This is a genomic window from Bordetella ansorpii (assembly GCF_900078315.1).
Taxonomy (GTDB): domain Bacteria; phylum Pseudomonadota; class Gammaproteobacteria; order Burkholderiales; family Burkholderiaceae_B; genus Bordetella; species Bordetella ansorpii.
In genome coordinates this window covers 568,137-590,426 of the sequence record NZ_FKBS01000029.1, presented here as the reverse complement: position 1 = coordinate 590,426, position 22,290 = coordinate 568,137, and the positions used below count along the sequence as shown (strand labels likewise).

Sequence of the window (22,290 nt, the reverse complement as noted above, 5' to 3'; positions counted from 1 at the left end):
GGATAGGCGAAAGATCCGTGCCGTGCGTTGGCGGTTTGAGGAGGGTGAGGTTTCGCGTGGAGCGCGCGGTAACTTAAAAGAAGAAAGGTTTTGACTGGCATGTCTGATCCGATGATCAGTGGTTTGCGAGTATTCGATAACAATAATTGGAATATCTCGATCGATGGAATACCCGGCCTCGGCCCCACGCTGCGGCAACTGGCACATGAACTGACGGCGGTATTCGACCACGTGGCCGCATCCGTGGCAGGGTTGGGCGACAGGTTGGCCACGGTGAATTCGGCGTTTGCCCGCCTGGGCGCGCTGCCGGACGCCTTGTCGGGCGGTGCGCATGCCGCGCCGGCGCCGCCGCCCCTGTCCCCCGCACCTGTCGACAGCGGGGTGGGCAGCCTGGTCGACGCCATACAGGTGTTCAACGGCAAGCTCTATTCCCTGGTGTCCTGGATCGAGACGCCGGTGCAGGGCGTGGACAATCTGCTTGCCTTGCTGCAGACGTCCTATCAGGACGTCAGTACGTTCATCCATACGCTGGCCATTTGACCGCGGGCCGCACGCACGGCCATATGGCGGCGCGCGCCGAAGGGACCGAATGATCCATGCGTAGATCTGCGTCTATCGCGGTTTTTCCGGCAGCCCCACCATGCGGGCATGACGGATGGCCGTGGCGGAGGACGCATGGTGCGGTGGACGAGTTGGGTGCTGTTGGCGGCGGCGGGTGGCTGCGCGGCGCCAGCGGATGATCTGAGCGGGCCCGGCTTGGCCGGACCCTACGATTTCGATTGGCAGTTGTCCGGCGATGCCGCCGTGGCGCCGTTGCAGGTGTTCGCGACGCAGGCCCAGGTATGGCTGCAGTTCGGCGCGGGGCAAGAGGTGCCGGCCATTTTCGCCGGCACGGGCCAGGGCGATCGTCTGGTCGCCTGGCGCCGGCAAGGGCCGTATGTCGTGATCGACGGCGCGTGGCGCGCGCTGACGATGCGTGGCGGACGATACGTGGCGCGCGCGGCCCGTGCCGGAACCCAGGGTGCTTTCGGTCAAGGGGGCGCGGCGCTGGCGGCTGCGGGGGCCTTGCCGATGGGCAACGGGCTGTCCGCCAGCGCCGCAATGCCGGGCAATGTTGCCGCGGGGGCGCAGCCGGTCACGCCCGCGCCACTGCCGGACACGTCCGTTGCTGTCGCCACGGCAAGCCAGACGCACGCCGTGGCGACCGCATCCGGGCAGGCCTTGTCCGCCGCCGCATCGCGTGCCACGCCGGCATCCGCCTTCCATGCCGGGCCGCCCGACGCCACGCTGCGCGCGGTATTGTCCAAGTGGGCGGGTTCGGCGGGCTGGACATTCCAGTCGCAGCATTGGGCCGTCAGCGTCGACATTCCCCTGGCCGGCAGCGCCGAGTTCGGCACGGATTTCAAGCAGGCGGTGCGCGCCTTGCTGGGCGCGACCGAACTGACCGACCGGCCCGTGCAGCCGTGCTTCTACACCAATCGCGTGCTGCGCGTGGTGCCTTATACGCAGGCCTGCGATCCCTCCGCGGCGCCCATTGGAGTGCCGTCATGATGCGCGCCTTGCCTGTCATGCTGGCGACGGGGGCAACGCTGGTCCTGGGCGGTTGTGGCGTCAGCGAGGCCCTGCTGGCCTTGCGCGGACAGACGCGGCAACAGCAGCAGGCCCTGGATGCGCAGCAGCGCCAGTTCAAGCGCGGCATGACCGATCCGCAGGCGCGTCAGGCCGCGCAGAACGTGGACAAGCCGTGGCTGGCCGGACCCGCGCAGCCGTTGGCGCGCGAGGTGTTGCTGCCGCCCGCCTTGCGGGCCGACGTGGATACGACGCTGCTGTTTGCCGGACGCCTCGACCTGCCGGCCATCGCCGAGCGGCTGCAACGCGCCACGGGCATTGCCGTGCGCGTGCATCCCGATGCCCTGTTGCCCCACGAGTTGTTCCTGCCCAGGCTGGCCGAGCAGGCCACGTTGGCGGTCGGCGCGGCCACGCGCATCGAGATCCAGTCCGGCCCCAGGCCCTTGCCCGACACGCTGGATGCCCTGGCCGCGCAGTTGTATCTGCAATGGCGCTATCACCAGGGCGCCATCGAGTTCTACCGCACGCAGACGCGCGTCTTCGACGTGCGTGCCCTGACGCTGTCCAGCCGGGTCGAGGCGCGGATCGGCCGCGCCGCCAGCGCGCAGGCGGGCGGCTTCGAAAGCGCGTCCAGCACCTCGCTCAGTTCCGGTGACCAGCAGGCCCTGCAGGCCGTGCGCAGCCGCCTCGAACCGTTCCTGACCCGCGCCGGCGTCATTGCGCAGGCCGAGGGCGGGGGCTCGTCGCTGGTGGTCACCGACATTCCGGTCGTGCTCGATCGCATCGCCTCGTTCGTCGAACGCGAGAACCGCGCGTTGACGCGGCGCGTGCGGCTGGTCTTCGAAGAGATCACGGTGCAGACCCGCGACGACGCCGAGGCCGGCATCGACTGGTCGGCGGTCTACGACAGCCTGCGCGGCGTGGCGTCGCTATCCTTGCCCGCCGACACGGACAGCGCCGCCGCGGCGGCCAGCGCGGCGGTGGCGGGCGGCCCCTTCGCGGGGTCGCGCGCGGTGGTCAGCGCCCTGTCCACGATGGGGGCGGTGGTGCGGCATGCCAGCGTGCCGCTGCTCACGCTCAATCGCAGGCCCGTCACGCACGCGGTGCGATCCACGTTCTCGTACGTGGATCAGGTGCAGAGCGTGGCCGTGCCCGCGGCGGGCGGCGTGTCGGCGGCGTTGCCGTCGGTGTCCATCAGCCAGAAACAAGAGACGGTGGGCACGGTGCTGACACTGGTTCCCGACGCGCAGGACGACGGGAGCATCCTGCTGTCGGTGTCCTACGACAACACGGTCGCGCAGCCCCTGAAGTCCATCAGCTTCGGCGAGTCCGGCAATCAGCTGCAGGTGCAGCAGATCGCGGTGGACGGCAGCGGCACGGTGCAGCAGGTCGAACTGCGGCCTGGCGTGCCGGTGATCCTGTCGGGCTTCGACCGCCGCGAGGACGAGTACGAACGGCGGCGCGTGCTGCCCGATGCGCCGCTGCTGGCAGGCGGGCGCGACCGCAGCGCGCGGGACCGGCTGACGACGGTGGTGCTGATCACCGCGCAGGCCGAGGATGGCGTCTGAGGAGCGCGCATGCAGCCTGGCAATGTCCATATCGTGGCGCGCGACGATGCGCGCCAATCCCTGGTCTTCGGCCTGACGTGGTTCGCCCTGGTGGGCAGCCACATCGCGCCGATGGCGCGTGCGCGTGCCCGCCAACTGCGTGCCACGCATTACGTGGCGGGCGGCTTGCGGGCCGCGGCCGGTGGTTGCGCCCGCATCGGCCGCCAGGCGCGCCGAGCCCCGCTGTATGCCGCGGCGCAGGCCTATGCCCACCTGCATCCGGACGGGGCCGTGGCATGTGTAGTCGCCTTGCCCGAGGGGCATCACTGGCTGGTGGCGGCCCAGGACGGCGCGGTGCTGGCGCGCGCGGATCGTCTGTATGCCAGCGCCGATGCCGCCCATCTCGCGTTGCATGAACTGTGCGAACTGCGTCCGGAGTTGCAGGTGCTGGATGGCGCTGATGTGCTGGCGCGCCTGCAACAGGCCCTGGATCCGGCCTCGCGCCTGCTCGCCGTGGATACCCGGTGGGGAGGGCTGCCGTGGCCGGTGCGTGCGTTCGCCGTGGGGTTGACGGGGGTGTTGGCGGCGCCGCAACTGTGGCATTACGTGGCGGCTGGCCGTGAGTCGGAGCGGCCAACGGCCGCGATCGACACCGACGCCATCTGGCGCGAAGCGGTCCACGCATGGCGCGCCGGCCTGCGCGTGCATACGCCCGCCGACCTGCACCGCGTCGTGCGGTCCCTGTACGACCTGCCGCTGGCCGTCAAGGGCTGGCGTCTGCAGCGGGCGCAATGCGTGCCCGATGCGGCGGCCTGGCGCTGCGCGGCCCATTTCGAGCGGGTGTTGCCGCAGGCGACCCACGACGATCTCGCGGGCGCCGCGCCCGCGGGCTGGCAGGCGCGGTTCGAGGCGCTGGGGCTCAGCACCTGGCATTGGCAGGTGCCGGGCGCCGGCATGTCCCTGGCGTCGCTGCCCGTTCGGCAGCGCGCATTTATCAGCGATCTGCAACGGGTCGCGCTGGCATTCACCGACGTGCAACTGGGGCCGCTCGTGCCCCTCGCGCCGCCGGCCCCCAGGGACGCGGGCGGCCTGCCGTTGCCGCCGCCGGACACGCCGGGGGTCCTGCCGCAACTGCGCAGCCGCACGGTGTCCCTGTCCGGTCCGCTGCGTTCGTTCGGCGTGCTGGCATGGGACGGCGTCCCGACGTTCTGGTCATCGATATCCCTGCGGCTGGAGCCCGGCCGGTCGGCCGCGCTGGCCGCCAGCGTGGTGGTCGCGCAACTTCAAGGAACCCTCTATGAACAGCATTGATCCGCGCGGCGTTGCCGCTGCGCGCGACCCGAGACCGGAGGCGCCGCCGGCGGCTGCCAGGGGGCGCAAGCGGCTGGCGCGGAAGATGGCGTCCTGCTTCGTCGCGGCGGCGATGCCGGCCCTGGATGCCTTGGCGATGGACGAGCCGGGGCAGCAGGCACCGGCCGCACCGGACGCATCCGTCGTCTCCGCCGCGCCGGCCAAGCCGGCCTGGCCGGAGTCCGACACGGTGCTGGACCTGCTGCGGGCCGATGCCCGCGCCGCAGCGCGGCAGCGCCTGGGCCACGCGCAGGACTGGCTGTCTTCGTCGTCCCCTGTCCCACAGCCCGCGAGCCTGTCCGCGCCCGGCATGCCCGGAAGAGACGGACAGGATCGCGTCGATGTGCTGGCCATCTACGGGGTGGGCCGCACGCTGCACGCCGACGTGGCCGTCAACGGCGCCGTGTGGCGCTATCGGCAGGGCAGGCATTGGCCGCTGGGCATTGCCGGGCAGAACGGCGAGCCCCGCTACGCGCTGGTTGCGATCGATCTGCCCTGCGTAAGACTGCGGCGTCAGGACGATGTCCGCACCGCGTGCCTGCATGCGGAGCCCGCCCATGATTGAAAGCCACGGCATCGATGCGGCGCGCATGCCGGGGCGATCGCGCGCCATGCCACTGCTGGATTCGTCCGAAGACCTTGCCGCGCTGGATCCGCCGCTGCAACGCTCCCTGGGGGATCTGTTCGACCTGGCCGCGCTGTCGGGCAGGTTGTGTCCCGTGCTGTTCGAGGATGGCCGCGCCGCGCTGTTCGCCCTGGCCGAGTACGCCGCGGGCGACCAGGCCGACGAGATCGAACGCATGCTGCGCCGCCGGGGCTACCCTGCCGCTTCGCCGCCGCGCTATGTCGTGTCCCCGGCGTTGCTGCTCAGTGTCGCGCGCGGCCAGTTCGGCGCGGTCGCGGCGCGTGGCGCGCATGGGGTGCCAGCGCGTGCGCAGCGGTCGGCGCTGGCTGCAATGTTCGCCGAGTTCGTGCATTGGGGCGTGCGCGCGGGCGCCAGCGATCTGCACATCAACGTGGACGAGCGCGGCAATGGCTCGCAGGTGCGCTACACCGTCAATGGCGCCTATGTCGCGCCGGCGTGCTTCGAGGGTATCGCCGCGGCCACGCTCGCCGAAGTGCTGGCGGTGGCCTGGATGGACGTGCGTGGCGGCAATGGGGCGGTGTTCGATCCGCGCATCGAGCAGCAAGGCCGCATCGCCATGCAGGTCGATGGCGTGCCCTATGTGCTGCGCTGGGCATCGCTGGCCACCGATGCCGGCCCTTCGGTGTGCCTGCGCCTGTTGCGGCTGGACGCGCCCGCCGGCGGGGCCACGCTCGAGGCGCTGGGCTATCTGCCGTCCCAGGTCCTGGCGCTGGAGCGCGCGCGAGAGCGCGAGGGCGGGGCCATCGTGATGGCCGGCATCGTGGGGTCGGGCAAGTCCACCACCATCGCCACCTTGATGGGCGGCATCGATCCGTTGCGCAAGGTCATCACGCTGGAGGACCCGGCGGAGTACCTCATCGAGAATGCGCTTCAGAACACCGTGGGCCGTTCGCTCGATGGCGACGAGGCCTTTCCGTTCGCCGCCAAGCTGCGGACCATCAAGCGTTCGGCGATGAACGATCTGTTGATCGGCGAGGTGCGCGATATCGAGACCGGCCGGGCATTCATGGACCTGGCGGGCAGCGGCGTCAGCCTCTATACCACGACGCACACCGGTTCGGCGCTGATGATTCCGGAGCGCCTGGCATCCGATTTCATCGGCATCTCGCGCGACTTCCTGGCCGCGCCCGGGGTATTGAAGCTGCTGGTCTATCAGACGCTGCTGCCGCGCCTGTGCAGCGTATGCGCCCTGCCGCTTGATACGGCCGCCGGTTGGCACGCCTGGGGGGAGGGCATGCAGCGCGCGTTCGGTGTCGACGCCGCCCGCTTTCGCGTGCGCAACGCCGAAGGTTGCCCGGCGTGCGCGTCCGCTGCCTACGCGCAGGTGTCCGGGCCGTTGGCGGGCAGCCGGGGCCGCACCGTCGTGGCCGAAATGTTCGCACCCGCGCAGGACGACGTCCTGCTCGATTGCATCCGGCGGCGCGACAATCCCGGGATGATGCGGCATCTGCAGGCGATGCCGCGCAGCGCCGCCGACGATCCCGACATGCAGGGCAAGCCCGCGCATCTATGCGCGCTGTACAAGGCCCTGCAGGGGGAGTTGGACGCGCGGCTGCTGGCGCGCCAGTTCGGCCTGTGCGACGACATCGCGCCGCGTGCCGCTACCAGGGCGGGGCGGGCATGAGGCATGACCATGCCGCGCATGGCCGGGACCTGTCGAAAGGCATGCCGGGCCTGTTCGCCGGTGGATGGCGCGCCCGCTGCGCGCAAGGGCTGGACGCCTGGCGGTTTCGCGCCATGCGCGCCGATTACTACGCCTATCTTGCCGAGGTCCTGCTGGCGCTGCAGGGGCGCAAGACCCTGCTCGATCTCTTCGAGGACGATGCGCGCCGGTATGGCCAGGCCACGGTGCGCGGACGGCTGGCGCGGCGCTGGGCGCGGCGCTACCAGGAAAGCGGCGGCGATCTTGCCGCCGCGTGGGCCGATGCGTTGCCCGCCGACGAATGCCTGCTGGTGGCGTCGGCGCAGGCGGCCGGCGGCGATGCGCTGGCCGAGGTGCTGCGCGATCTGGCCCGTGCGGTCCGGCTGGTCCGGGGGCTGCGCGACGAACTGCTGGTCACCGTGGCGGCGGGGTTGGCCGCCCTGGGCGTGACCCTGGCCTTGTTGTGCGCCGTGCCTTTCTTCACCGTGCCGCGGCTGCAGCAGGTGTTCCAAGGGCTGCCGCCCGATTACCTGGGGCCGTTGACGCGCAGGCTCTATGCCCTGGCCGATGCCGTGCGGTATGCGCTGCCGCTCTGGGGCTTCGGCTTGCCCGCCGGGGTGGCGCTGGTCCTGTGGTCCTTGCCCAACCTTACCGGGCGAGTGCGCACAGGGTTGGATCGCTGGGCGGTATGGCGGCTGTACCGGGATTTCCACGCCATCCGCTTCCTGGCGATGCTGTCGGTGCTGCTGCGCCAGCGCGGCAACATCGACACGCGGCTGCGCGAGGCGCTGGCCACGTTCGCCTGGAACGCGCGGCCCTGGCTCGCCGGCCATGTCGCCGCCATGCTCGCCCGTATCGATGCCGGCATCGTCGGCGAGCACAGCCTGGACACCGGCCTGTTCGATCGGGAGCTGTGGTGGTTCATGGCCGACATGATCGGCGCGCATGGCCTGGCGGGCGGCTTGCAGCAGGCGCGCGCGCGCATCGAGTCCCACACCGTCGCCCGGGTGCGGCGCCAGGCCCAGGCCGCCCGCTGGGTCCTGTTGCTGGGCGCCACGGGCGCGGTGATCGGCCTGGCGTTGTGGCATTACGCCGCCATCGACGAACTACGGCGCGCGCTCACCCAATTCCATGCCAGCCGTTGAATTCCTTTTCGTTCCTTCCCTGGAGTCATTTCCCATGCGCCATTTCCTGCATTGCCGTGCCGCCGCGCCGAATCAGCACGGTTTTTCCCTGATCGAGGTTTCCATCGTCACGGCGATCGTGCTGCTGGCGGCCATCGTGGGCATTCCCGCGATCGGCAACTACGTCGTCGAGAACAAAGTGCCCAACGTGGGCGCGGAACTGCAGCGCTTCGTTGCCCGAACCAAGGCCAATGCCCAGGGCGCCGGCCCCACGCCCTATGCAAGCATCGATACCGGCACGCTGGCCAACGCGTTGCGCGACTCCAGCGTGCTGTCGGTGGATGGCTCCGGCGCCTCCTCCGTGGTGGCCCACGGGCTGGGCGGCAACGGCACGGCGGGCAATGGGGTCGTTTCCCTGGCGCCCGCCGTGTTCGCGGCGGGCGGGGCAGGCTCGGGATTCACGCTGACGCTCAACAACGTCAGCCATGCGGCCTGCCCTGGCCTGGCTTCGGTCATGCAGCGTTCCGCCGAGATCATCTCCGTGCAGGGGCAGGGCGGGGCGGTGGTGGTGAAGGACTCGACCGCCACGCCGGCGCTGGCCTACCTGGCCACGCGCGCCGAGGCGCAGTGCGCGCAGGGCGACCGCAATACCTTCGTGTTCACGGCGCGCTGAGGCCATCATGTCCGCATCCGTCTCATACCGATATGTCCGAAGCGCGGGTGGCCGTGCGCGGAGAGGCTTCGCGCTGATCGAGCTTTCCATCGCGTTGCTGGTGGGCACGCTGCTGGCGGTATGGGGGTCGGCTGCCCTGATGCGGCGCGCCGACGACGTTGCTGCCCAGGCCACGGGCAAGTGGCTGCTGGAGATCCGGCACGCGGCCAGCCGCATGCTGGAGCGGCATTTCGATGCCCTGGCGGCGGGCTCGCGCCCGGTGGATGAACAGGGCCGCTGGCGCTATGCCGATCCCATGGCGCCCACGCTTGCCGAGTTCCGATCCCAGGGGCTGCTGCCGGCCGGTTTTCCCGAGACGGCGGCTGGCGGCGCGCAAGCCCGTATCCGCCTGTTCCGTCCGAACGCCTGTCCCGGCGCAAACTGCCGGGTCGAGGCCCTGGTGTATTCCACACAGGCGCTGCAGGGCGCCGATGGCACGCCCGATGCGATGCGGCTGGCGGAGCTCGTGGCCGCCACCGAGGGGCATGGGGGCCATGCCACCGCGGCGTCGGGCGGCCGTCTGCGGGGCGCGGCATTCGATTTCGCCAATCCTTACGCGCCGGGCGCGGCGGTATTGCCCGCGGGCACGCCGGTGCTCTGGGCCGGCATGGATCTGGCAACGGCCGATCGCTACGTGCGGCGCTTCGACTCGCGCGATCCGCAACTGCAGGGCAGCCTGACCACGTCGGGATCGGTCGTCTCGGGCGGCCGCCTGATCTCCCAGGAATATCTGCTGCTGGGCGTGGCCACCGTGGGCCAGGCCTGCAACGTGTCCGGGCTGGCGGCGCGCTCGAACCCGGGCGGCATGCTGACGTGCCGCAATGGCGCCTGGGCCGCCGAAGACGGCGGATTCGGCGGCGGGTTCGCCGAGAACAACCGCTTCGGCTGCCATCATTACACGGGAATATCGACGGCGAACCCACGGACCGGCGCTTGCTCGTGCCCGGCGGGTTATTCGGCGGTGATCATTTCCGCGGGCGGCAAATGGAATGACGACGAGGGCTGGACCACCGGTTATATCTGTGTGCGCTGACCGAGGACACGAAGCGGGGCGCGCCACCCAGAGGGCAGCGCACCCCCTATAATCAAAGATTCGCCTAGATCCTGCGTCATCCACGATGAAATCCTCCGAGATTCGCCAGAAATTCCTGCAGTTCTTCCAGTCCAAGGGCCACAGCATCGTGCCGTCCTCGTCGCTGGTGCCTGCCAACGACCCCACGCTGCTGTTCACCAACTCGGGCATGGTGCAGTTCAAGGACGTCTTCACGGGCAAGGAATCGCGGTCCTACACGCGCGCCACCTCGTCGCAGCGCAGCGTGCGCGCCGGCGGCAAGCACAACGACCTGGAGAACGTCGGCTACACGGCCCGGCATCACACGTTCTTCGAAATGCTGGGCAACTTCAGCTTCGGCGACTATTTCAAGCGCGATGCCATCCAGTACGCCTGGGAACTGCTGACCAAGATCTACGGCCTGCCGGCCGAGAAGCTGTGGGTCACGGTGTATCAAGAGGACGACGAGGCCTACGACATCTGGGCCAAGGAAGTCGGCGTGCCCGCCGAGCGCATCATCCGCATCGGCGACAACAAGGGCGCCCGCTACGCTTCCGACAACTTCTGGCAGATGGCCGACACCGGCCCGTGCGGCCCGTGCTCCGAGATCTTCTTCGACCACGGCCCCGACGTCTGGGGCGGCCCCCCGGGATCGCCCGAGGAAGACGGCGACCGCTACATCGAGATCTGGAACCTCGTGTTCATGCAGTTCGAGCGCGACGCGGCCGGCAACATGCCGCGCCTGCCCAAGCCCTGTGTCGATACCGGGATGGGCCTGGAACGTATCGCCGCCGTGCTGCAGCACGTGCATTCCAACTACGAAATCGACCTGTTCCAGAAGCTGATCGCAGCCGCCGCGCGCGAAACCGGCGTCAAGGACCTGGCCGACAATTCGCTGAAGGTCATCGCCGACCACATCCGAGCCTGCTCGTTCCTGATCGTCGACGGCGTCATCCCCAGCAACGAAGGCCGCGGCTACGTGCTGCGCCGCATCGTGCGCCGCGCGCTGCGCCACGGCTACAAGCTGGGCCAGACCAAGCCGTTCTTCCATCGCCTGGTGCCCGACCTGGTGGCCGAGATGGGCGAGGCCTATCCCGAGCTGGCCGAGGCCGCCACCCGCGTGGCCCAGGTGCTCAAGCAGGAAGAAGAGCGCTTCGGCGAAACGCTGGAAAACGGCATGAAGATCCTGGACGTGGCGCTGGCCAACGTCTCCAAGGGCGGCCAGCTCGACGGCAACACGCTGTTCACGTTGTACGACACCTACGGCTTCCCGGTCGACCTCACTGCCGACATCTGCCGCGAGCGCGAGGTCGAGGTCGACATGCCCGGCTTCGAGTCGGCCATGGAGCGCCAGCGCGACCAGGCGCGTGCCGCCGGCAAGTTCAAGATGGCCGAAGGCCTCAGCTACGAAGGCGCGCAGACCCGCTTCGAAGGCTACGAAAGCCTCGAGATCTCGGGCGCCAAGGTCGTGGCGCTGTACGTCGACGGCACGCAGGCCGACCGCGTGCAGGCCGGCCAGGACGCCGTCGTGGTGCTGGACGCCACGCCGTTCTACGCCGAGTCCGGCGGCCAGGTGGGCGACACCGGCCTGCTGGAGGCCGATGGCGTGCGCTTCGCCGTGGCCGACACCCTGAAGATCCAGGCCGGCGTGTTCGGCCACCACGGCAAGCTCGAATCCGGCAGCCTGGCGGTGGGCGACAGCCTGCTGGCCCGCGTCGACGCCGTGCGCCGCGCGCGCACCGTGCGCAACCACTCGGCCACCCACCTGATGCACAAGGCCTTGCGCCAGGTGCTGGGCAGCCACGTGCAGCAGCGCGGCTCGCTGGTCGATCCCGACAAGACCCGTTTCGACTTCGCGCACGACGCCCCCGTCACCGCCGAGCAGATCGCGCAGGTCGAGGCCATCGTCAACGCCGAAGTGCTGGCCAACCGCCCCGCGCAGGCGCAGGTCATGGCCTATGACGATGCCGTCAAGGGCGGCGCCATGGCGCTGTTCGGCGAGAAGTACGGCGATACCGTCCGTGTGCTGGACATCGGTTTCTCGCGCGAACTGTGCGGCGGCACCCACGTGCAGCGCACTGGCGACATCGGCCTGTTCAAGATCGTCGCCGAAGGCGGCGTGGCCGCGGGCGTGCGCCGTGTCGAGGCCATCACCGGCGACAACGCGCTGGCCTGGGTGCAGCAGCAGAACGCGCTGCTGGTGCGCGCCGCCGGCGCGCTGCGCAGTACCGTGGCCGATCTGCCCGACCGCATCGCGCAGGTGCAGGACCAGATCAAGTCGCTGGAAAAGGAACTGGAGCAGGCGCGCGGCAAGTTGGCTGCCAGCGCCGGCAGCGACCTGGCCGACAAGGCCGCCGAGGTCAAGGGCGTGAAGCTCGTGGCCGCCAGCCTGGGCGACGTTGATCCCAAGGCCTTGCGCGGCATGGTCGACACGTTGAAAGACCGCCTGAAGTCCGCGGTCGTGCTGCTGGCCGCCGGCGCCGACGGCAAGATCAGCCTGGTGGGCGGCGTTACGGCCGACCTCACGGGCCGCGTCAAGGCCGGCGACCTCGTGGGCTTCGTGGCCGGCCAGGTGGGCGGCAAGGGCGGCGGCCGACCCGACATGGCCATGGGTGGGGGCTCCGACCTCGCGGCGCTGCCCGCCGCGGTCGCCAGCGTGCAGAAGTGGCTCGATGAACGCCTCTGACACCCCCAGCGGGGCCGGCGAGCTGCCGGCCCATCAGCACGAGGTCGACGCCACGGGCCTCAATTGCCCGTTACCGATCCTGCGCGCCAAGAAGGCCTTGGCACAGATGGCCAGCGGCGACGTCCTGCGCGTGCTGACCACCGATCCGAACGCCGTCCGCGACTTCCAGGCGTTCTCGCGCCAAACAGGCAACGCCTTGTTGGCCCAGCAGTCCGACGAGGGCCGCACGGCGCATTTCCTGCGCCGCCGCTAGCCGGTCCATCGCGTCCCTCCGGCGAGCCGTCGCCGCGCGGCTCGGGCCGAGGCGGCGCGCCGCGAGCCCGTTTGGATACGGTTTCTTACGAATAGACCGAAAATGCCGCATTTTGATGCGGCATTAGACAAGGTTTATTGCGAAAAGTTCTTGTTGTTACCGCTGCCCGCGAGTAATCTCCGTGCCTGGCTTGTCTCCCCACTTCCCACTTCCAGAAAAGGAAAGTCATGCAGCAGGTGACTGATACGCAAGTGATTGACTCGCAGGACATCGACCAGCGTTACGCGCCGCCCACGGCCACTGTCGGTGACATCGCTCCGCAGGCACCGGGGGTCGGCCGCCTGGCCGGACGTCTCGCCCGCCTGGCTGCGGTCATCATCGATTCCCTGTTGTTCCTGCCGGCGGGTATCGTGGTGGGCATCATGGATTCGAGCGGTGGTTCCACCATCGCCGTGCTCTTCGCCGTGCTCTGGTTCGTGGCGATCGCCGCTTTGCAGATCTACATGCTGGTCACCCGCAGCCAGACCGTCGGCAAGCGCGCCATGAAGGTCCGCATCGTCCGCGCCGATGGTTCGCGCATCACCTTCGGCCGCATCTTCGGCCTGCGCTACCTGGTCCCGGCCCTGATCAGCGCCATCCCTATCGTTGGCAGCATCTTCGGCCTGGTCGATTCGCTGTTCATCTTCCGCCAGGACCGTCGCTGCATCCATGACCTGATCGCCGACTCCATCGTCGTGGAAGCAGACTGAGCCACGTCGGACGCACCCGTAGTACCGTGCGCCTGGACGCCGCTCACCCCTCCGAGACACCAGAAGGCATCTTCATCGCGCTGCGCCCGGCCGGCATCATGGCCCGCAGCCTCGCCTATCTGGTGGATTGGCTTATCCGCTGGGCCATCCTGGCCGTCCTGTTCACCTTCGCCGTGGGCCTGGGCGGCCTGGCCCAGGGGCTGATCCTCATCGCCTATTTCCTTCTCGAATGGCTGTATCCGGTCGCTTTCGAGATGACGCGCCGCGGCGCCACGCCCGGCAAGCGCCTGATGGGCCTGCGCGTGGTGATGGATACCGGCCAGCCCGTCACCCTGGGCGCCTCGCTGACGCGCAATCTGCTGCGCGCCGCCGACTTCCTGCCCGGTTTCTATGGCGCGGGCGCCATCGCCATCCTGCTGCGCCGTGACAGCAAGCGCCTGGGCGACATGGCCGCCGGCACCCTGGTGGTGTTCGACCAGTCGGCCGACCTGGACGGCAAACTGCCCGACGCCGCCATTCTCGATCCCGGCCGCACCCTCGGCCTGCCCGAGCAGGCCGTCATCGTGGCGCTGGCCGGCCGCCACGGCCGGCTGACGCCCCAACGTTTCGACGAGCTGGCGCGCATGGCCGGCTCCGCCTTGCCCGATACCGGCGACAACGCCAGCGCCACCCGCCGCCTGCTGGGCGTGGCCCAGTGGGCGGTGGATCGGCATCCTTATGGCGCGCCGCAGGCGCCTCGCCAGTTCGAGATCGCGCACGCCCCCGGCTGGGCCGAGCTCGACACCCTGGTCAAGGCCTCCCAGGAGGGCAAGCGCCATGACGGCGCCCGGCTGGCGGCCCTGTACCGCCAGGCATGCGGCCACCTGGCGCTGGCGCAGTCGCGCGCCTATCCTGCTTATCTGGTCCGGCGGCTCGAGTCTTTGGTGCAGCGCGCCCACACGGTGGTGTATCGCCCCCGCGGCGCCGGCCGGCAGGCGCTGGCCAGGTTCCTGCTGATCGATTTCCCGCAGGCGGTGCGCACGCATTGGCGCTATGTGCTGATGTCCGCCTTGCTGTTCTCGGTGCCCTTGCTGGCCCTGGGCGTGGCGGCCGCGCTGGACCGCGACCTGGCCGGCCACATCCTGGGCGCCAGCCAGGTGCGCGAGTACGACGACATGTACCGCAGCGGCGCGCAAGCGCTGGGCCGCAAGCGCGACGCCGGCGACGACTGGACGATGTTCGGCTTCTACATCATGAACAACATCGGCATCGGCTTCCAATGCTTCGCCAGCGGCATCTTCGCCGGCGTGGGCAGCGTGTTCTACATCGTCTACAACGGGGCCTCCATCGGCCTGATCGGCGGCTACATGGTGGCGGCCGGGCACGCCGAGAATTTCTACTCCTTCGTCGCCACCCACGCGGCGTTCGAACTGACGGCCATCGTCCTGTCCGGCGCGGCCGGCCTGATGATCGGCCACGCCTGGCTGGCGCCGGGTACGCTGACTCGCCTGGAATCCCTCAAGCGCGCCGCGGGGCAGGCGGTGGTGCTGGTCTACGGCGTGGCCGCCATGCTGCTGATCGCGGCGGCCGTCGAGGCCTTCTGGTCCTCGTCGCGCTGGATCGAACCGGACGTGAAATACAGCGTTGCCGCGGCCTGCTGGCTGCTGGTCATCGGATACCTGGGCTGGCAGGGCCGCCCGCGCCGCGATCCGGCTCCCAGGGAGGCCGCGCATGCCGGTGATTGAAGCCGCCATCGAACTGCGCCACCGCAGCATGGCCGAGGCCAGCGACCTGGGCGTTGCGCTGGCGCGCAGCCTGTGGCCATCCCTGTGGCGCATTTTCCTGCCCGTCTATGCGGTCGCCGCGCTGGTGTCGCTGTCCAGCGCCCTCATCGCGACCTGGCTGCCGATGCTGCTGATCTTCCTCTTCAAGCCCTGGCTGGACCGCACCCTGCTGTTCGTGCTGTCTCGCGCGGTGTTCGGCCAGTCCACCACCCGGGCCGACCTGTGGCGCCAGCGCAAGGCCGTGTGGGGCAGCCAATGGTTCACCACCTTCGTCCTGTGGCGCTTCTCGCCCTGGCGGTCGTACGTGCAGCCCGTGGTGCAACTGGAAGGCCAGCGCGGCCGCCAGCGGCGCGAACGGCGGCGCCTGTTGCTGAGCGGCTGGCGCTTCAGCGCCGCCGGCATGCAGACCGCCTTCGCCACGGTCGAGCAGGCTTTGACGCTGGCCATCCTGTCGACCCTCATCCTCTTGATGCCGCACGATACGCAGCGCAGCGTCTTCGACTGGTATCTGTATTCCGAATCGGTCTGGGGCGACCTGCTGATGGCGGGCGCCTACATGCTGGTCGTGTTCGTGCTGGAACCCTTCTACGTGGCGGCGGGCTTCGCCATGTATCTGAACCGCCGTGTCCAGCTCGAAGCCTGGGACGTGGAACAGGAGCTGCGCCGTGTCTTTCCCCGCTAGGCGCGATGGCGCGCGCTTGCTGCTGGCGGCCGTCCTGGCCCTGGGGCCGGCCTGCGCGGCCACGGCGGCCAGCCCGTCGCTGGACGACGACGCCGAATACATCGAGCAGGACGACTTCACCGAGTCGCCCATGCCGTTCTCGCGCGAGGACGTGCGGCAAGCCGCCGCGAAGACACGCGCCGATCTCGAACGGCCCGTGAATCGTCCCAAGGAAGACAAAGAGCCGGCCAAGCGCAGGGACGACTCGCTGTCGCCCATGACCGGCCTGGAAGAGGCCTTGCGCCTGGCGATGTGGGTGTTCGGCGGGCTGCTCGTCATCTATGTGCTGCTGAACCTGCGCCGCTGGATCAAGGTGCGTGGAACCGCCGAGGCGCCCAGAACGCGGCGCGAGCCCTTGCCGCCCGGCACCGTCAGCGGCCTGGACATCCGGCCGGCCAGCATGCCCGAAGACGTCGCTGCCGAGGCCGCGCGCCTGTGGCGCGAGGGAGCGGGCAGGGCGGCGCTGGCGCTGCTCTACCGTTCCGCGCTGTCGCGCATGGTGCATGGGCATGCCGTGCCGATCCGCGCGGCCAGCACCGAGCGGGAATGCGTGGCGCTGTCCGCGCGCGCGTTGCCGCCGGCCTCGGCCAGCTTCTTCGCCAGCCTGGTCGGCGCCTGGCAACTGGCCGCCTATGGCGCCAGCCTGCCCGATGCGTCGCGCATGCAGGCCCTGTTCGACGATTTCGAGCGCATGCTGCCGCCCGGCGCATCTTCCGGAGCGGCGCCATGAGCCTCTCGCGGAAGTGGACCGTGGGCATTGCCGTCATCGTCCTGCTGCTTGGCGTGGGCGGCTGGTGGGGCGCCAGGAATCTCGACCGGCTCAAGGACGACCGCCCGCGCGAGTTGCCGTTCTTCGCCGACAATTTGCACGTCACCCAGGAACTGGTGCACAGGCTGGGCGCCAAGGTGGTGACCAGCGATGGCTTCGATCCCGAGACGCCCCGGCAGGCGCGGGTGGTGGTGGCCGATCTGGGCGATGAGGCGGACTCGGAGCAGGTGTTCCATCTGGCGGGCTGGGTGCGCCGGGGCGGCCATCTGGTGGTCTTCGGCTCGCTGGACGGCATGACGGCGTTGCCCGGCGTATTGCTGCGCGACGTGGACGAGTACCTGCCCGACGAGGACGAGAACAGCGAGGACGGGTGGGATAGCGACGAGCGCGACCAGCTCGTTCCTCCTCCTGCCGAGAAACTGAAGCCCTTGCCGGCCGACAAACCCGGGCAGACGACTGCCGCGGCGTTCCAGGGCCCTGTCCTGGCCGCCGCCCGGGCGGATGACGAGGCGGTCCAGGCGGATGACGAGGACGCCGATCCGCCCATTGCCGAAAAGGGGCAGGCCAAGTCGTCCGGCGTGGTGTGCCGCCAACTGGTCGAGGTCTGGCCGGAAGCGTCTGGCACCTACGGCAGCGAACGTGCCTTCAAGGCCTGCGGATGGCCTTCCCAGGCGTATTACGTGCCCATCGGCGAGCGCGATCCCACCTGGGCCCTGCAAGGCGAACACGGCATCGAGATGATGCGTGTCGCGGTGGGCAGCGGCAGCGTCACGGTGATCGGCACGCCGTCCTTCATGTACAACGGACAGGCGCTGATCGAGGACAATCCGCTGGTGCTGGCGGCAGCACTGCAGGTGCGGCCCGACAGCGAGGTCTGGTTCGTCGATGGCTTGGGCCAGCAGGCGCACAAGCCGTCGCCGTCGCTTTCCAGTTGGCTCTGGAACAACGCCTGGGTCGCCGTGCTGATCGCATTGCTGGCCGCCGCCGCCGCGGTGTGGCGTTCGGCCACGCGCTTCGGCCCCGTGATGCCGCCCGGCCAGGCGAACCGCCGCTCGATGGGCGACCAGGTGCGCGGCACGGGCCAGTATCTGCGCGGGCAGGGCGCCGCCGCGCTGCATGCCGCGCAGGTGCGGGCCTTGCACGAGGCCGCCGCGCGCGTGCTGCCGCAGTACACCGCCTTGAGCAGCCCGGCCCGTGTGCAGGCCATCTCGCGCGCCACGCGCATGGATGCCGAGTCCCTGGAGCGCGCCCTGGTGCTGCCCGGCGAAGACGCCAGGGATAAATTCGAGAGCGAGCTCGCATTGCTCGAGGCCGCGCGCCGCCGCCTGCTGGAGCAGGCCGACGCCAGGCGCTCATCCCATCCTCCCCCTTCAACCTGATCCCCTGACCCCTCATGCAAGCCATCTCTCCGGAAGCACTGACGCGCACAGCCGAGCAATTGCAGGGGCTGCGCGCCGAAATCAGCAAGGCCGTGGTCGGCCAGCAACAGGCCGTCGACCTGACGCTGGTGGCGCTGATCGCCTCGGGCCACGCGCTGATCGAGGGCGTGCCCGGCCTGGGCAAGACCCTGCTGGCGCGCGCGTTGTCGCAGGCGCTGGCGCTGGATTACGCCCGCGTGCAGTTCACCCCCGACCTGATGCCCTCCGACATCACCGGCCACGCCGTGCTCGAGCCCAGCGCCGATGGCGGCCTGGGCACGCTGCGAATGCGGGAAGGCCCCGTGTTCACGAACCTGCTGCTGGCCGACGAAATCAACCGCGCGCCCGCCAAGACCCAGAGCGCACTGCTGGAAGTCATGCAGGAGTATCAGGTCACGATGGAAGGCCGCACGGTGCCGCTGCCCAGGCCGTTCATGGTGCTGGCCACGCAGAACCCCATCGATACCGAAGGCACCTACCCGCTGCCCGAGGCCCAGCTCGACCGCTTCCTGCTGAAGATCGACATCGGCTTTCCCGAGCACGAGGAAGAGATGTCCATCGCCCGGCTGGCCACGCAGGATCGCGCCGGCGACCAGTTGCCGCTGGATCAGGTGCGCCCGTGCCTGAGCCAGCACGATGTCCTGGAACTGCAGCGCCTGGCCAGCCAGGTGCATGTGGACGGCCAGGTGCTCGATTATGCGGTGCGCATCGTGCGCGCGACGCGCGGCTGGCCCGGCCTGTATTGCGGCGCCGGTCCGCGCGGCGCCGTGGCGCTGATCCGCGCGGCCCGTGCCGCGGCGTTGCTGGAAGGGCGCGGCTTCGTCACGCCGGACGACGTGGCGCAGCATGCGCTGCCCGTGCTGCGTCATCGCGTGCTGCTGACGGCCGATGCGCAACTGGAAGGCCGTAACACCGACGATCTGCTGCGCGCCGCCATGGGCAGCGTGCAGGCGCCGCGCCTGTAATCGGGCATGACGCCAAACGCCGGTTTCCCCATCCCTTCCCGCCGGGCGGTCTACGCGCTGGGCGGGTTGGCCCTGGCCACGGGCATCGCGCTGGCCTTCGGCCTGCCGCTGCGGACGGCCGCCCAGGCGGCTGGCGGGCTGCTGCTGGCCGGCCTGGCCTATGCCGGATGGGATTGGGCAAGCAGCCGCCGCGCATGGCGCGAGACGCCGCTGCGCGCCGAGCGCGAAGTGCCGGGGTCCGCCGTGCAAGGCACGCCCATCGTCGTCACGCTTGCGCTGATCAACGAAAGCCGCCGTGCCTGGCCGGTGCAGGTGTTCGACGACGTGGACGAACACTTCGCCTACGAGGGGTTGCCGCAAACCGTTCGGGTGCCGGCGCGCTCCCGCGTCGAGATCCGCTATCGCGCCACGCCGCGCCTGCGCGGCCCGGCGCGCTTCGGCGCGGTCCACCTGCGCTGGCGCAGTCCGGGCGGATGCTTCGAGTTCTCCCGGCGCGTGGGCCAAGCGCAGACCACGCGCATCTATCCCGACACCGGGCCGATCGGCAGGCAGGCCTGGATGGCCGGCACCCGCCGCATCACCCGCGCGGGGACGCGCAGCCACGCCTTGCGCGGCACCGGCACGGAATTCCGCCAGCTGGCCGACTACCGCATGGGCGATTCGCTGCGCCACATCGACTGGAAGGCCACGATGCGCCATCGCCGGCCCATCGTGCGCGAATACCAGGACGATCGTGGCCAGTGCGTGTTCTTCCTGCTGGATTGCGGCCGCCGCATGCGCGCCGACGAGGGGGCCGACGCGGGCAGCAGCCACTTCGACCAGGTGCTCGGCGCCTTGCTGCAACTGTCGCGCATCGCGCTGAAAGAGGGCGACGAGGTCGGCGCCATGACCTTCGGCTGCCTGCCCGAAGAACGGCGCCATATCGCGCCGCGCAAGGGCGCCGCCGGATTCAGCGCCCTGATGGAGGGGCTGTACGACGTGCAGCCCAGCGCCATCCATTCCGATTACATCCAGGCGTCCCGCCTGCTGATGGCCTCGCATCACCGCCGCGCGCTGGTCATCGTGCTGACCAACTTCCGTGACGAGGACACGTCCGAACTGGGGCCGGCGCTGGGCCTGCTGCATCGCCAGCATCTGGTGATGGTGGCCAGCCTGCGGGAACGGGTGCTGGGGCAGTTGGCCGGGCAGGGCCTGGAAGCGCCTGGCGGCCCGGTCGACGTGGCGTCGGCGCACCTGTTCGCCCAGGCGCGCCGTGATGCCTTCGAGCGTCTGGCGGGCACGGAGATGCTGGCCGTCGACGCCGAACCCGGCCAATTGGCCGCGGCGCTGGTCGACCGCTACCTGACCGTGAAACGGGCCGGCGCGCTGTAGTTTTATCGCCCTTTTTTGCCTCGATTCGCACGGCTGACACACTTTGGTTTGCCATCGCGCCGGAAAAGGTGCTATAGTTTTCTGCTTTCTCCAACTAATTCAAGGGATTACCTATGGTGGTGATTCGTCTGGCTCGTGGCGGCTCCAAGAAGCGCCCCTTCTACAACCTGGTGGCTACGGATTCGCGCAACCGCCGCGACGGTCGTTTCGTCGAACGCGTGGGTTTCTACAACCCCGTCGGCAGCGAAGGCACGGAAAACCTGCGCATCGCTCTGGACCGCGTTCAGTACTGGACCGGCAACGGCGCCCAGCTGTCGCCCGCCGTCGAGCGTCTGGTCAAGGAATACTCGGCCAAGGTTTCCGCCGCGGCCTAAGCCGTCGGCAGGCTTTGTCGGTCATTCCCGGCTCGCGTGACACAAGTAGTAAATCCTGGCGCGGTTCCGCCTGATCTGGTGGAACTCGGCCGCATCACCGCGGCCTACGGCGTCAAGGGCTGGATCAAGGTCCAGCCGCACTCCGCGCAGGCCGAAGTCCTGCGCTCGGTCAAGCAATGGTGGCTGCTTCGCCCCGTGCCCCAAGCGGCGCGGGGCTCTGCCGCGCCCGTGCCCGTCGCGCATGCCATCGTGCAGTCGCGGGCCCAGGGCTCGACGGTGGTGGCCCAGCTTGCCGGCCTGTCCGACCGGGACCAGGCCGAGGCTTTGCGTGGCTGCGTGGTGCTTGCGTCCCGCAGCGCCTTTCCGCAGCCCGACGAAGACGAATACTATTGGGTCGACCTGATCGGTTGCGACCTCTACAGCACGGCCGAAGGGCCGGCCCAGTTGCTGGGCCGCGTCGAGGAAGTGCTGGACAACGGCGCGCACGCCATTCTTCGCGTGGCGCGCCTGCGCGTCGAAACCGAAGGGGCAGACCCCCAGCCGGTACTCGACGCCAAGGGGCGTCCGGCCGACATGCTGGTGCCGTTCGTGCAGGCCCACATCCACGGAGTCGACCTGGCGGCTCGCCGTATCGACAGCGACTGGCCGGTCGAATACTGACCGATGCGTTTCGACGTCGTCACGCTGTTCCCCGACATGTTCGCCGTGGTCCGCGACCTCGGCGTCACGGGCCGTGCGCACGGCCAGGGCATCTGGTCGCTGCACGCCTGGAACCCGCGCGAATTCACTCATGACGTGCACCGTACGGTGGACGATCGCCCCTACGGCGGCGGCCCGGGCATGGTGATGATGGCGGCCCCGCTCGAAGCCGCCGTTGCCGCCGCGCAGTCCGCCCGCGCCCAGCAGGGCCTGGGCGCCGCGCCCGTCATCCTGTTGTCGCCCACCGGCCGCCGCTACGATCAGCGGGCGGCGGGTGAAATGGCCGCCGGCGACGGCGCCATCTTCATCTGTGGCCGTTACGAAGGCGTGGACCAGCGTTTCATCGACCGCTGCGTCACGCTGGAATTGTCGCTGGGCGACTTCGTGCTGTCGGGCGGCGAGCTGGCCGCGCTGGCCATGATCGACGCCGCGGTGCGCCTGTTGCCGGGCGTGCTCAACGACGGCGATTCGGCCTTGCAGGACTCCTTCAATCCCGCATTGGACGGCCTGCTCGACAGCCCGCATTACACCCGCCCCGAAGTCTACGAGGGCGGTCAGGTGCCCGCGCCGTTGCTCAGCGGGCATCACGCGCACATCGCCCGCTGGCGCCGCGAGCAATCCCTCACGCTGACTGCCCGCCGCCGGCCCGATCTCATCGACCGCGCCCGCGCCGATGGCCGCCTGACGCCGGCCGACGAGCGCTTCCTGGCCGCGCTACCGCCTTCGCCCGCGGACTGAACGTCTCCCTGCGGCGCCCGGCGCCGGCGTCCCATTCATTTCCCTAGGGACATACCCCAGTCCTTCATAGGCGCGTGTCCGGGCGCTAGGGCAATCCCCAGCTTTCGCGGCGCGGCGGATTCTTTCTAGGATTGAAACTTCCA

21 protein-coding genes are annotated in these 22,290 nt (G+C 69.7%); all 21 read left to right on the top strand.

Annotated elements, in window-relative coordinates; genetic code table 11:
• Nucleotides 1-99: 99 nt before the first annotated feature.
• The 21 genes from A7W11_RS24420 (at nt 100) to trmD (ending at nt 22,147) form a co-directional block, all read left to right on the top strand.
• Nucleotides 100-540: a hypothetical protein gene (locus tag A7W11_RS24420; protein WP_156523224.1), complete on the top strand. Its 441-nt coding sequence runs from the start codon at nt 100-102 to the stop codon at nt 538-540.
• A 135-nt stretch (nt 541-675) separates the two neighbouring features.
• The gene (locus A7W11_RS24415) at nt 676-1,551 is read left to right on the top strand and encodes a TrbG/VirB9 family P-type conjugative transfer protein (protein ID WP_066420331.1); all 876 of its coding nucleotides are present in this window, start codon (nt 676-678) and stop codon (nt 1,549-1,551) included.
• Complete coding sequence (locus tag A7W11_RS24410; RefSeq protein WP_412778750.1) at nt 1,548-3,137, top strand: hypothetical protein; 1,590 nt, start codon at nt 1,548-1,550, stop codon at nt 3,135-3,137. The genes A7W11_RS24415 and A7W11_RS24410 overlap by 4 nt, the downstream gene beginning before the upstream one ends.
• Before the next feature lie 9 nt (nt 3,138-3,146).
• Nucleotides 3,147-4,427, top strand: coding sequence for a type 4b pilus protein PilO2 (locus tag A7W11_RS24405; protein ID WP_066420329.1), 1,281 nt, complete (start codon nt 3,147-3,149; stop codon nt 4,425-4,427).
• The gene (locus A7W11_RS28200; protein WP_156523223.1) at nt 4,414-5,031 is read left to right on the top strand and encodes a hypothetical protein; all 618 of its coding nucleotides are present in this window, start codon (nt 4,414-4,416) and stop codon (nt 5,029-5,031) included. The genes A7W11_RS24405 and A7W11_RS28200 overlap by 14 nt, the downstream gene beginning before the upstream one ends.
• On the top strand, nt 5,024-6,736 hold the full coding sequence (locus A7W11_RS24395; protein ID WP_412778749.1) for a GspE/PulE family protein: 1,713 nt from the start codon (nt 5,024-5,026) through the stop codon (nt 6,734-6,736). Before A7W11_RS28200 ends, A7W11_RS24395 begins: the two co-directional genes overlap by 8 nt.
• A complete protein-coding gene (locus A7W11_RS24390; protein ID WP_412778748.1) occupies nt 6,733-7,899 on the top strand; it encodes a type II secretion system F family protein in 1,167 nt (388 codons plus the stop codon). The genes A7W11_RS24395 and A7W11_RS24390 overlap by 4 nt, the downstream gene beginning before the upstream one ends.
• Nucleotides 7,900-7,933: 34 nt before the next feature.
• Nucleotides 7,934-8,551 carry a type 4 pilus major pilin gene (locus tag A7W11_RS24385; RefSeq protein ID WP_066420325.1) on the top strand — a complete coding sequence of 206 codons (618 nt, stop codon included), beginning with the start codon at nt 7,934-7,936 and terminating at the stop codon, nt 8,549-8,551.
• Nucleotides 8,552-8,558: 7 nt separating this feature from the next.
• On the top strand, nt 8,559-9,623 hold the full coding sequence (locus A7W11_RS24380; protein WP_066420324.1) for a PulJ/GspJ family protein: 1,065 nt from the start codon (nt 8,559-8,561) through the stop codon (nt 9,621-9,623).
• 85 nt (nt 9,624-9,708) lie between these two features.
• A complete protein-coding gene (alaS, locus tag A7W11_RS24375; RefSeq protein ID WP_066420316.1) occupies nt 9,709-12,327 on the top strand; it encodes an alanine--tRNA ligase in 2,619 nt (872 codons plus the stop codon).
• Nucleotides 12,314-12,580, top strand: coding sequence for a sulfurtransferase TusA family protein (locus A7W11_RS24370; RefSeq protein WP_066420310.1), 267 nt, complete (start codon nt 12,314-12,316; stop codon nt 12,578-12,580). Before alaS ends, A7W11_RS24370 begins: the two co-directional genes overlap by 14 nt.
• Nucleotides 12,581-12,807: 227 nt before the next feature.
• A complete protein-coding gene (locus A7W11_RS24365) occupies nt 12,808-13,329 on the top strand; it encodes an RDD family protein (RefSeq protein WP_066420309.1) in 522 nt (173 codons plus the stop codon).
• Between the two features lie 26 nt (nt 13,330-13,355).
• On the top strand, nt 13,356-15,053 hold the full coding sequence (locus A7W11_RS29025) for a stage II sporulation protein M (protein WP_268874745.1): 1,698 nt from the start codon (nt 13,356-13,358) through the stop codon (nt 15,051-15,053).
• Nucleotides 15,040-15,774 (top strand): hypothetical protein, encoded by a 735-nt coding sequence (locus A7W11_RS24355; RefSeq protein WP_066420308.1) that lies wholly within the window; start codon nt 15,040-15,042, stop codon nt 15,772-15,774. The genes A7W11_RS29025 and A7W11_RS24355 overlap by 14 nt, the downstream gene beginning before the upstream one ends.
• Nucleotides 15,758-16,543 (top strand): DUF4129 domain-containing protein, encoded by a 786-nt coding sequence (locus A7W11_RS24350; RefSeq protein ID WP_156523222.1) that lies wholly within the window; start codon nt 15,758-15,760, stop codon nt 16,541-16,543. Before A7W11_RS24355 ends, A7W11_RS24350 begins: the two co-directional genes overlap by 17 nt.
• Nucleotides 16,540-17,961: a hypothetical protein gene (locus A7W11_RS24345; protein ID WP_066420306.1), complete on the top strand. Its 1,422-nt coding sequence runs from the start codon at nt 16,540-16,542 to the stop codon at nt 17,959-17,961. The genes A7W11_RS24350 and A7W11_RS24345 overlap by 4 nt, the downstream gene beginning before the upstream one ends.
• Nucleotides 17,962-17,975: 14 nt before the next feature.
• Nucleotides 17,976-18,965 (top strand): AAA family ATPase, encoded by a 990-nt coding sequence (locus A7W11_RS24340; RefSeq protein WP_066420304.1) that lies wholly within the window; start codon nt 17,976-17,978, stop codon nt 18,963-18,965.
• 6 nt (nt 18,966-18,971) lie between these two features.
• Nucleotides 18,972-20,336: a DUF58 domain-containing protein gene (locus A7W11_RS24335; protein WP_066420300.1), complete on the top strand. Its 1,365-nt coding sequence runs from the start codon at nt 18,972-18,974 to the stop codon at nt 20,334-20,336.
• Between the two features lie 113 nt (nt 20,337-20,449).
• Nucleotides 20,450-20,710, top strand: coding sequence for a 30S ribosomal protein S16 (gene rpsP, locus A7W11_RS24330; RefSeq protein ID WP_066130660.1), 261 nt, complete (start codon nt 20,450-20,452; stop codon nt 20,708-20,710).
• A 36-nt stretch (nt 20,711-20,746) separates the two neighbouring features.
• Nucleotides 20,747-21,370, top strand: a complete 624-nt coding sequence (rimM, locus tag A7W11_RS24325) for a ribosome maturation factor RimM (protein ID WP_066420297.1) — start codon at nt 20,747-20,749, stop codon at nt 21,368-21,370.
• A 3-nt stretch (nt 21,371-21,373) separates the two neighbouring features.
• A complete protein-coding gene (trmD, locus tag A7W11_RS24320; RefSeq protein WP_066420296.1) occupies nt 21,374-22,147 on the top strand; it encodes a tRNA (guanosine(37)-N1)-methyltransferase TrmD in 774 nt (257 codons plus the stop codon).
• Nucleotides 22,148-22,290: the final 143 nt, after the last annotated feature.

What these genes read in the sequence shown, in the direction of transcription:
- A7W11_RS24335 (WP_066420300.1), top strand. Translation starts at nt 18,972, where the DNA reads ATGACGCCAAACGCCGGTTTCCCCATCCCTTCCCGCCGGGCGGTCTAC.
- A7W11_RS24345 (WP_066420306.1), top strand. Translation starts at nt 16,540, where the DNA reads ATGAGCCTCTCGCGGAAGTGGACCGTGGGCATTGCCGTCATCGTCCTG.
- A7W11_RS28200 (WP_156523223.1), top strand. Translation starts at nt 4,414, where the DNA reads ATGAACAGCATTGATCCGCGCGGCGTTGCCGCTGCGCGCGACCCGAGA.
- A7W11_RS24370 (WP_066420310.1), top strand. Translation starts at nt 12,314, where the DNA reads ATGAACGCCTCTGACACCCCCAGCGGGGCCGGCGAGCTGCCGGCCCAT.
- rpsP (WP_066130660.1), top strand. Translation starts at nt 20,450, where the DNA reads ATGGTGGTGATTCGTCTGGCTCGTGGCGGCTCCAAGAAGCGCCCCTTC.
- A7W11_RS24410 (WP_412778750.1), top strand. Translation starts at nt 1,548, where the DNA reads ATGATGCGCGCCTTGCCTGTCATGCTGGCGACGGGGGCAACGCTGGTC.
- A7W11_RS24365 (WP_066420309.1), top strand. Translation starts at nt 12,808, where the DNA reads ATGCAGCAGGTGACTGATACGCAAGTGATTGACTCGCAGGACATCGAC.
- trmD (WP_066420296.1), top strand. Translation starts at nt 21,374, where the DNA reads ATGCGTTTCGACGTCGTCACGCTGTTCCCCGACATGTTCGCCGTGGTC.
- A7W11_RS24385 (WP_066420325.1), top strand. Translation starts at nt 7,934, where the DNA reads ATGCGCCATTTCCTGCATTGCCGTGCCGCCGCGCCGAATCAGCACGGT.
- A7W11_RS24420 (WP_156523224.1), top strand. Translation starts at nt 100, where the DNA reads ATGTCTGATCCGATGATCAGTGGTTTGCGAGTATTCGATAACAATAAT.
- A7W11_RS24390 (WP_412778748.1), top strand. Translation starts at nt 6,733, where the DNA reads ATGAGGCATGACCATGCCGCGCATGGCCGGGACCTGTCGAAAGGCATG.
- A7W11_RS24395 (WP_412778749.1), top strand. Translation starts at nt 5,024, where the DNA reads ATGATTGAAAGCCACGGCATCGATGCGGCGCGCATGCCGGGGCGATCG.
- A7W11_RS24415 (WP_066420331.1), top strand. Translation starts at nt 676, where the DNA reads ATGGTGCGGTGGACGAGTTGGGTGCTGTTGGCGGCGGCGGGTGGCTGC.
- alaS (WP_066420316.1), top strand. Translation starts at nt 9,709, where the DNA reads ATGAAATCCTCCGAGATTCGCCAGAAATTCCTGCAGTTCTTCCAGTCC.
- A7W11_RS24355 (WP_066420308.1), top strand. Translation starts at nt 15,040, where the DNA reads ATGCCGGTGATTGAAGCCGCCATCGAACTGCGCCACCGCAGCATGGCC.
- A7W11_RS24405 (WP_066420329.1), top strand. Translation starts at nt 3,147, where the DNA reads ATGCAGCCTGGCAATGTCCATATCGTGGCGCGCGACGATGCGCGCCAA.
- A7W11_RS24380 (WP_066420324.1), top strand. Translation starts at nt 8,559, where the DNA reads ATGTCCGCATCCGTCTCATACCGATATGTCCGAAGCGCGGGTGGCCGT.
- A7W11_RS24340 (WP_066420304.1), top strand. Translation starts at nt 17,976, where the DNA reads ATGCAAGCCATCTCTCCGGAAGCACTGACGCGCACAGCCGAGCAATTG.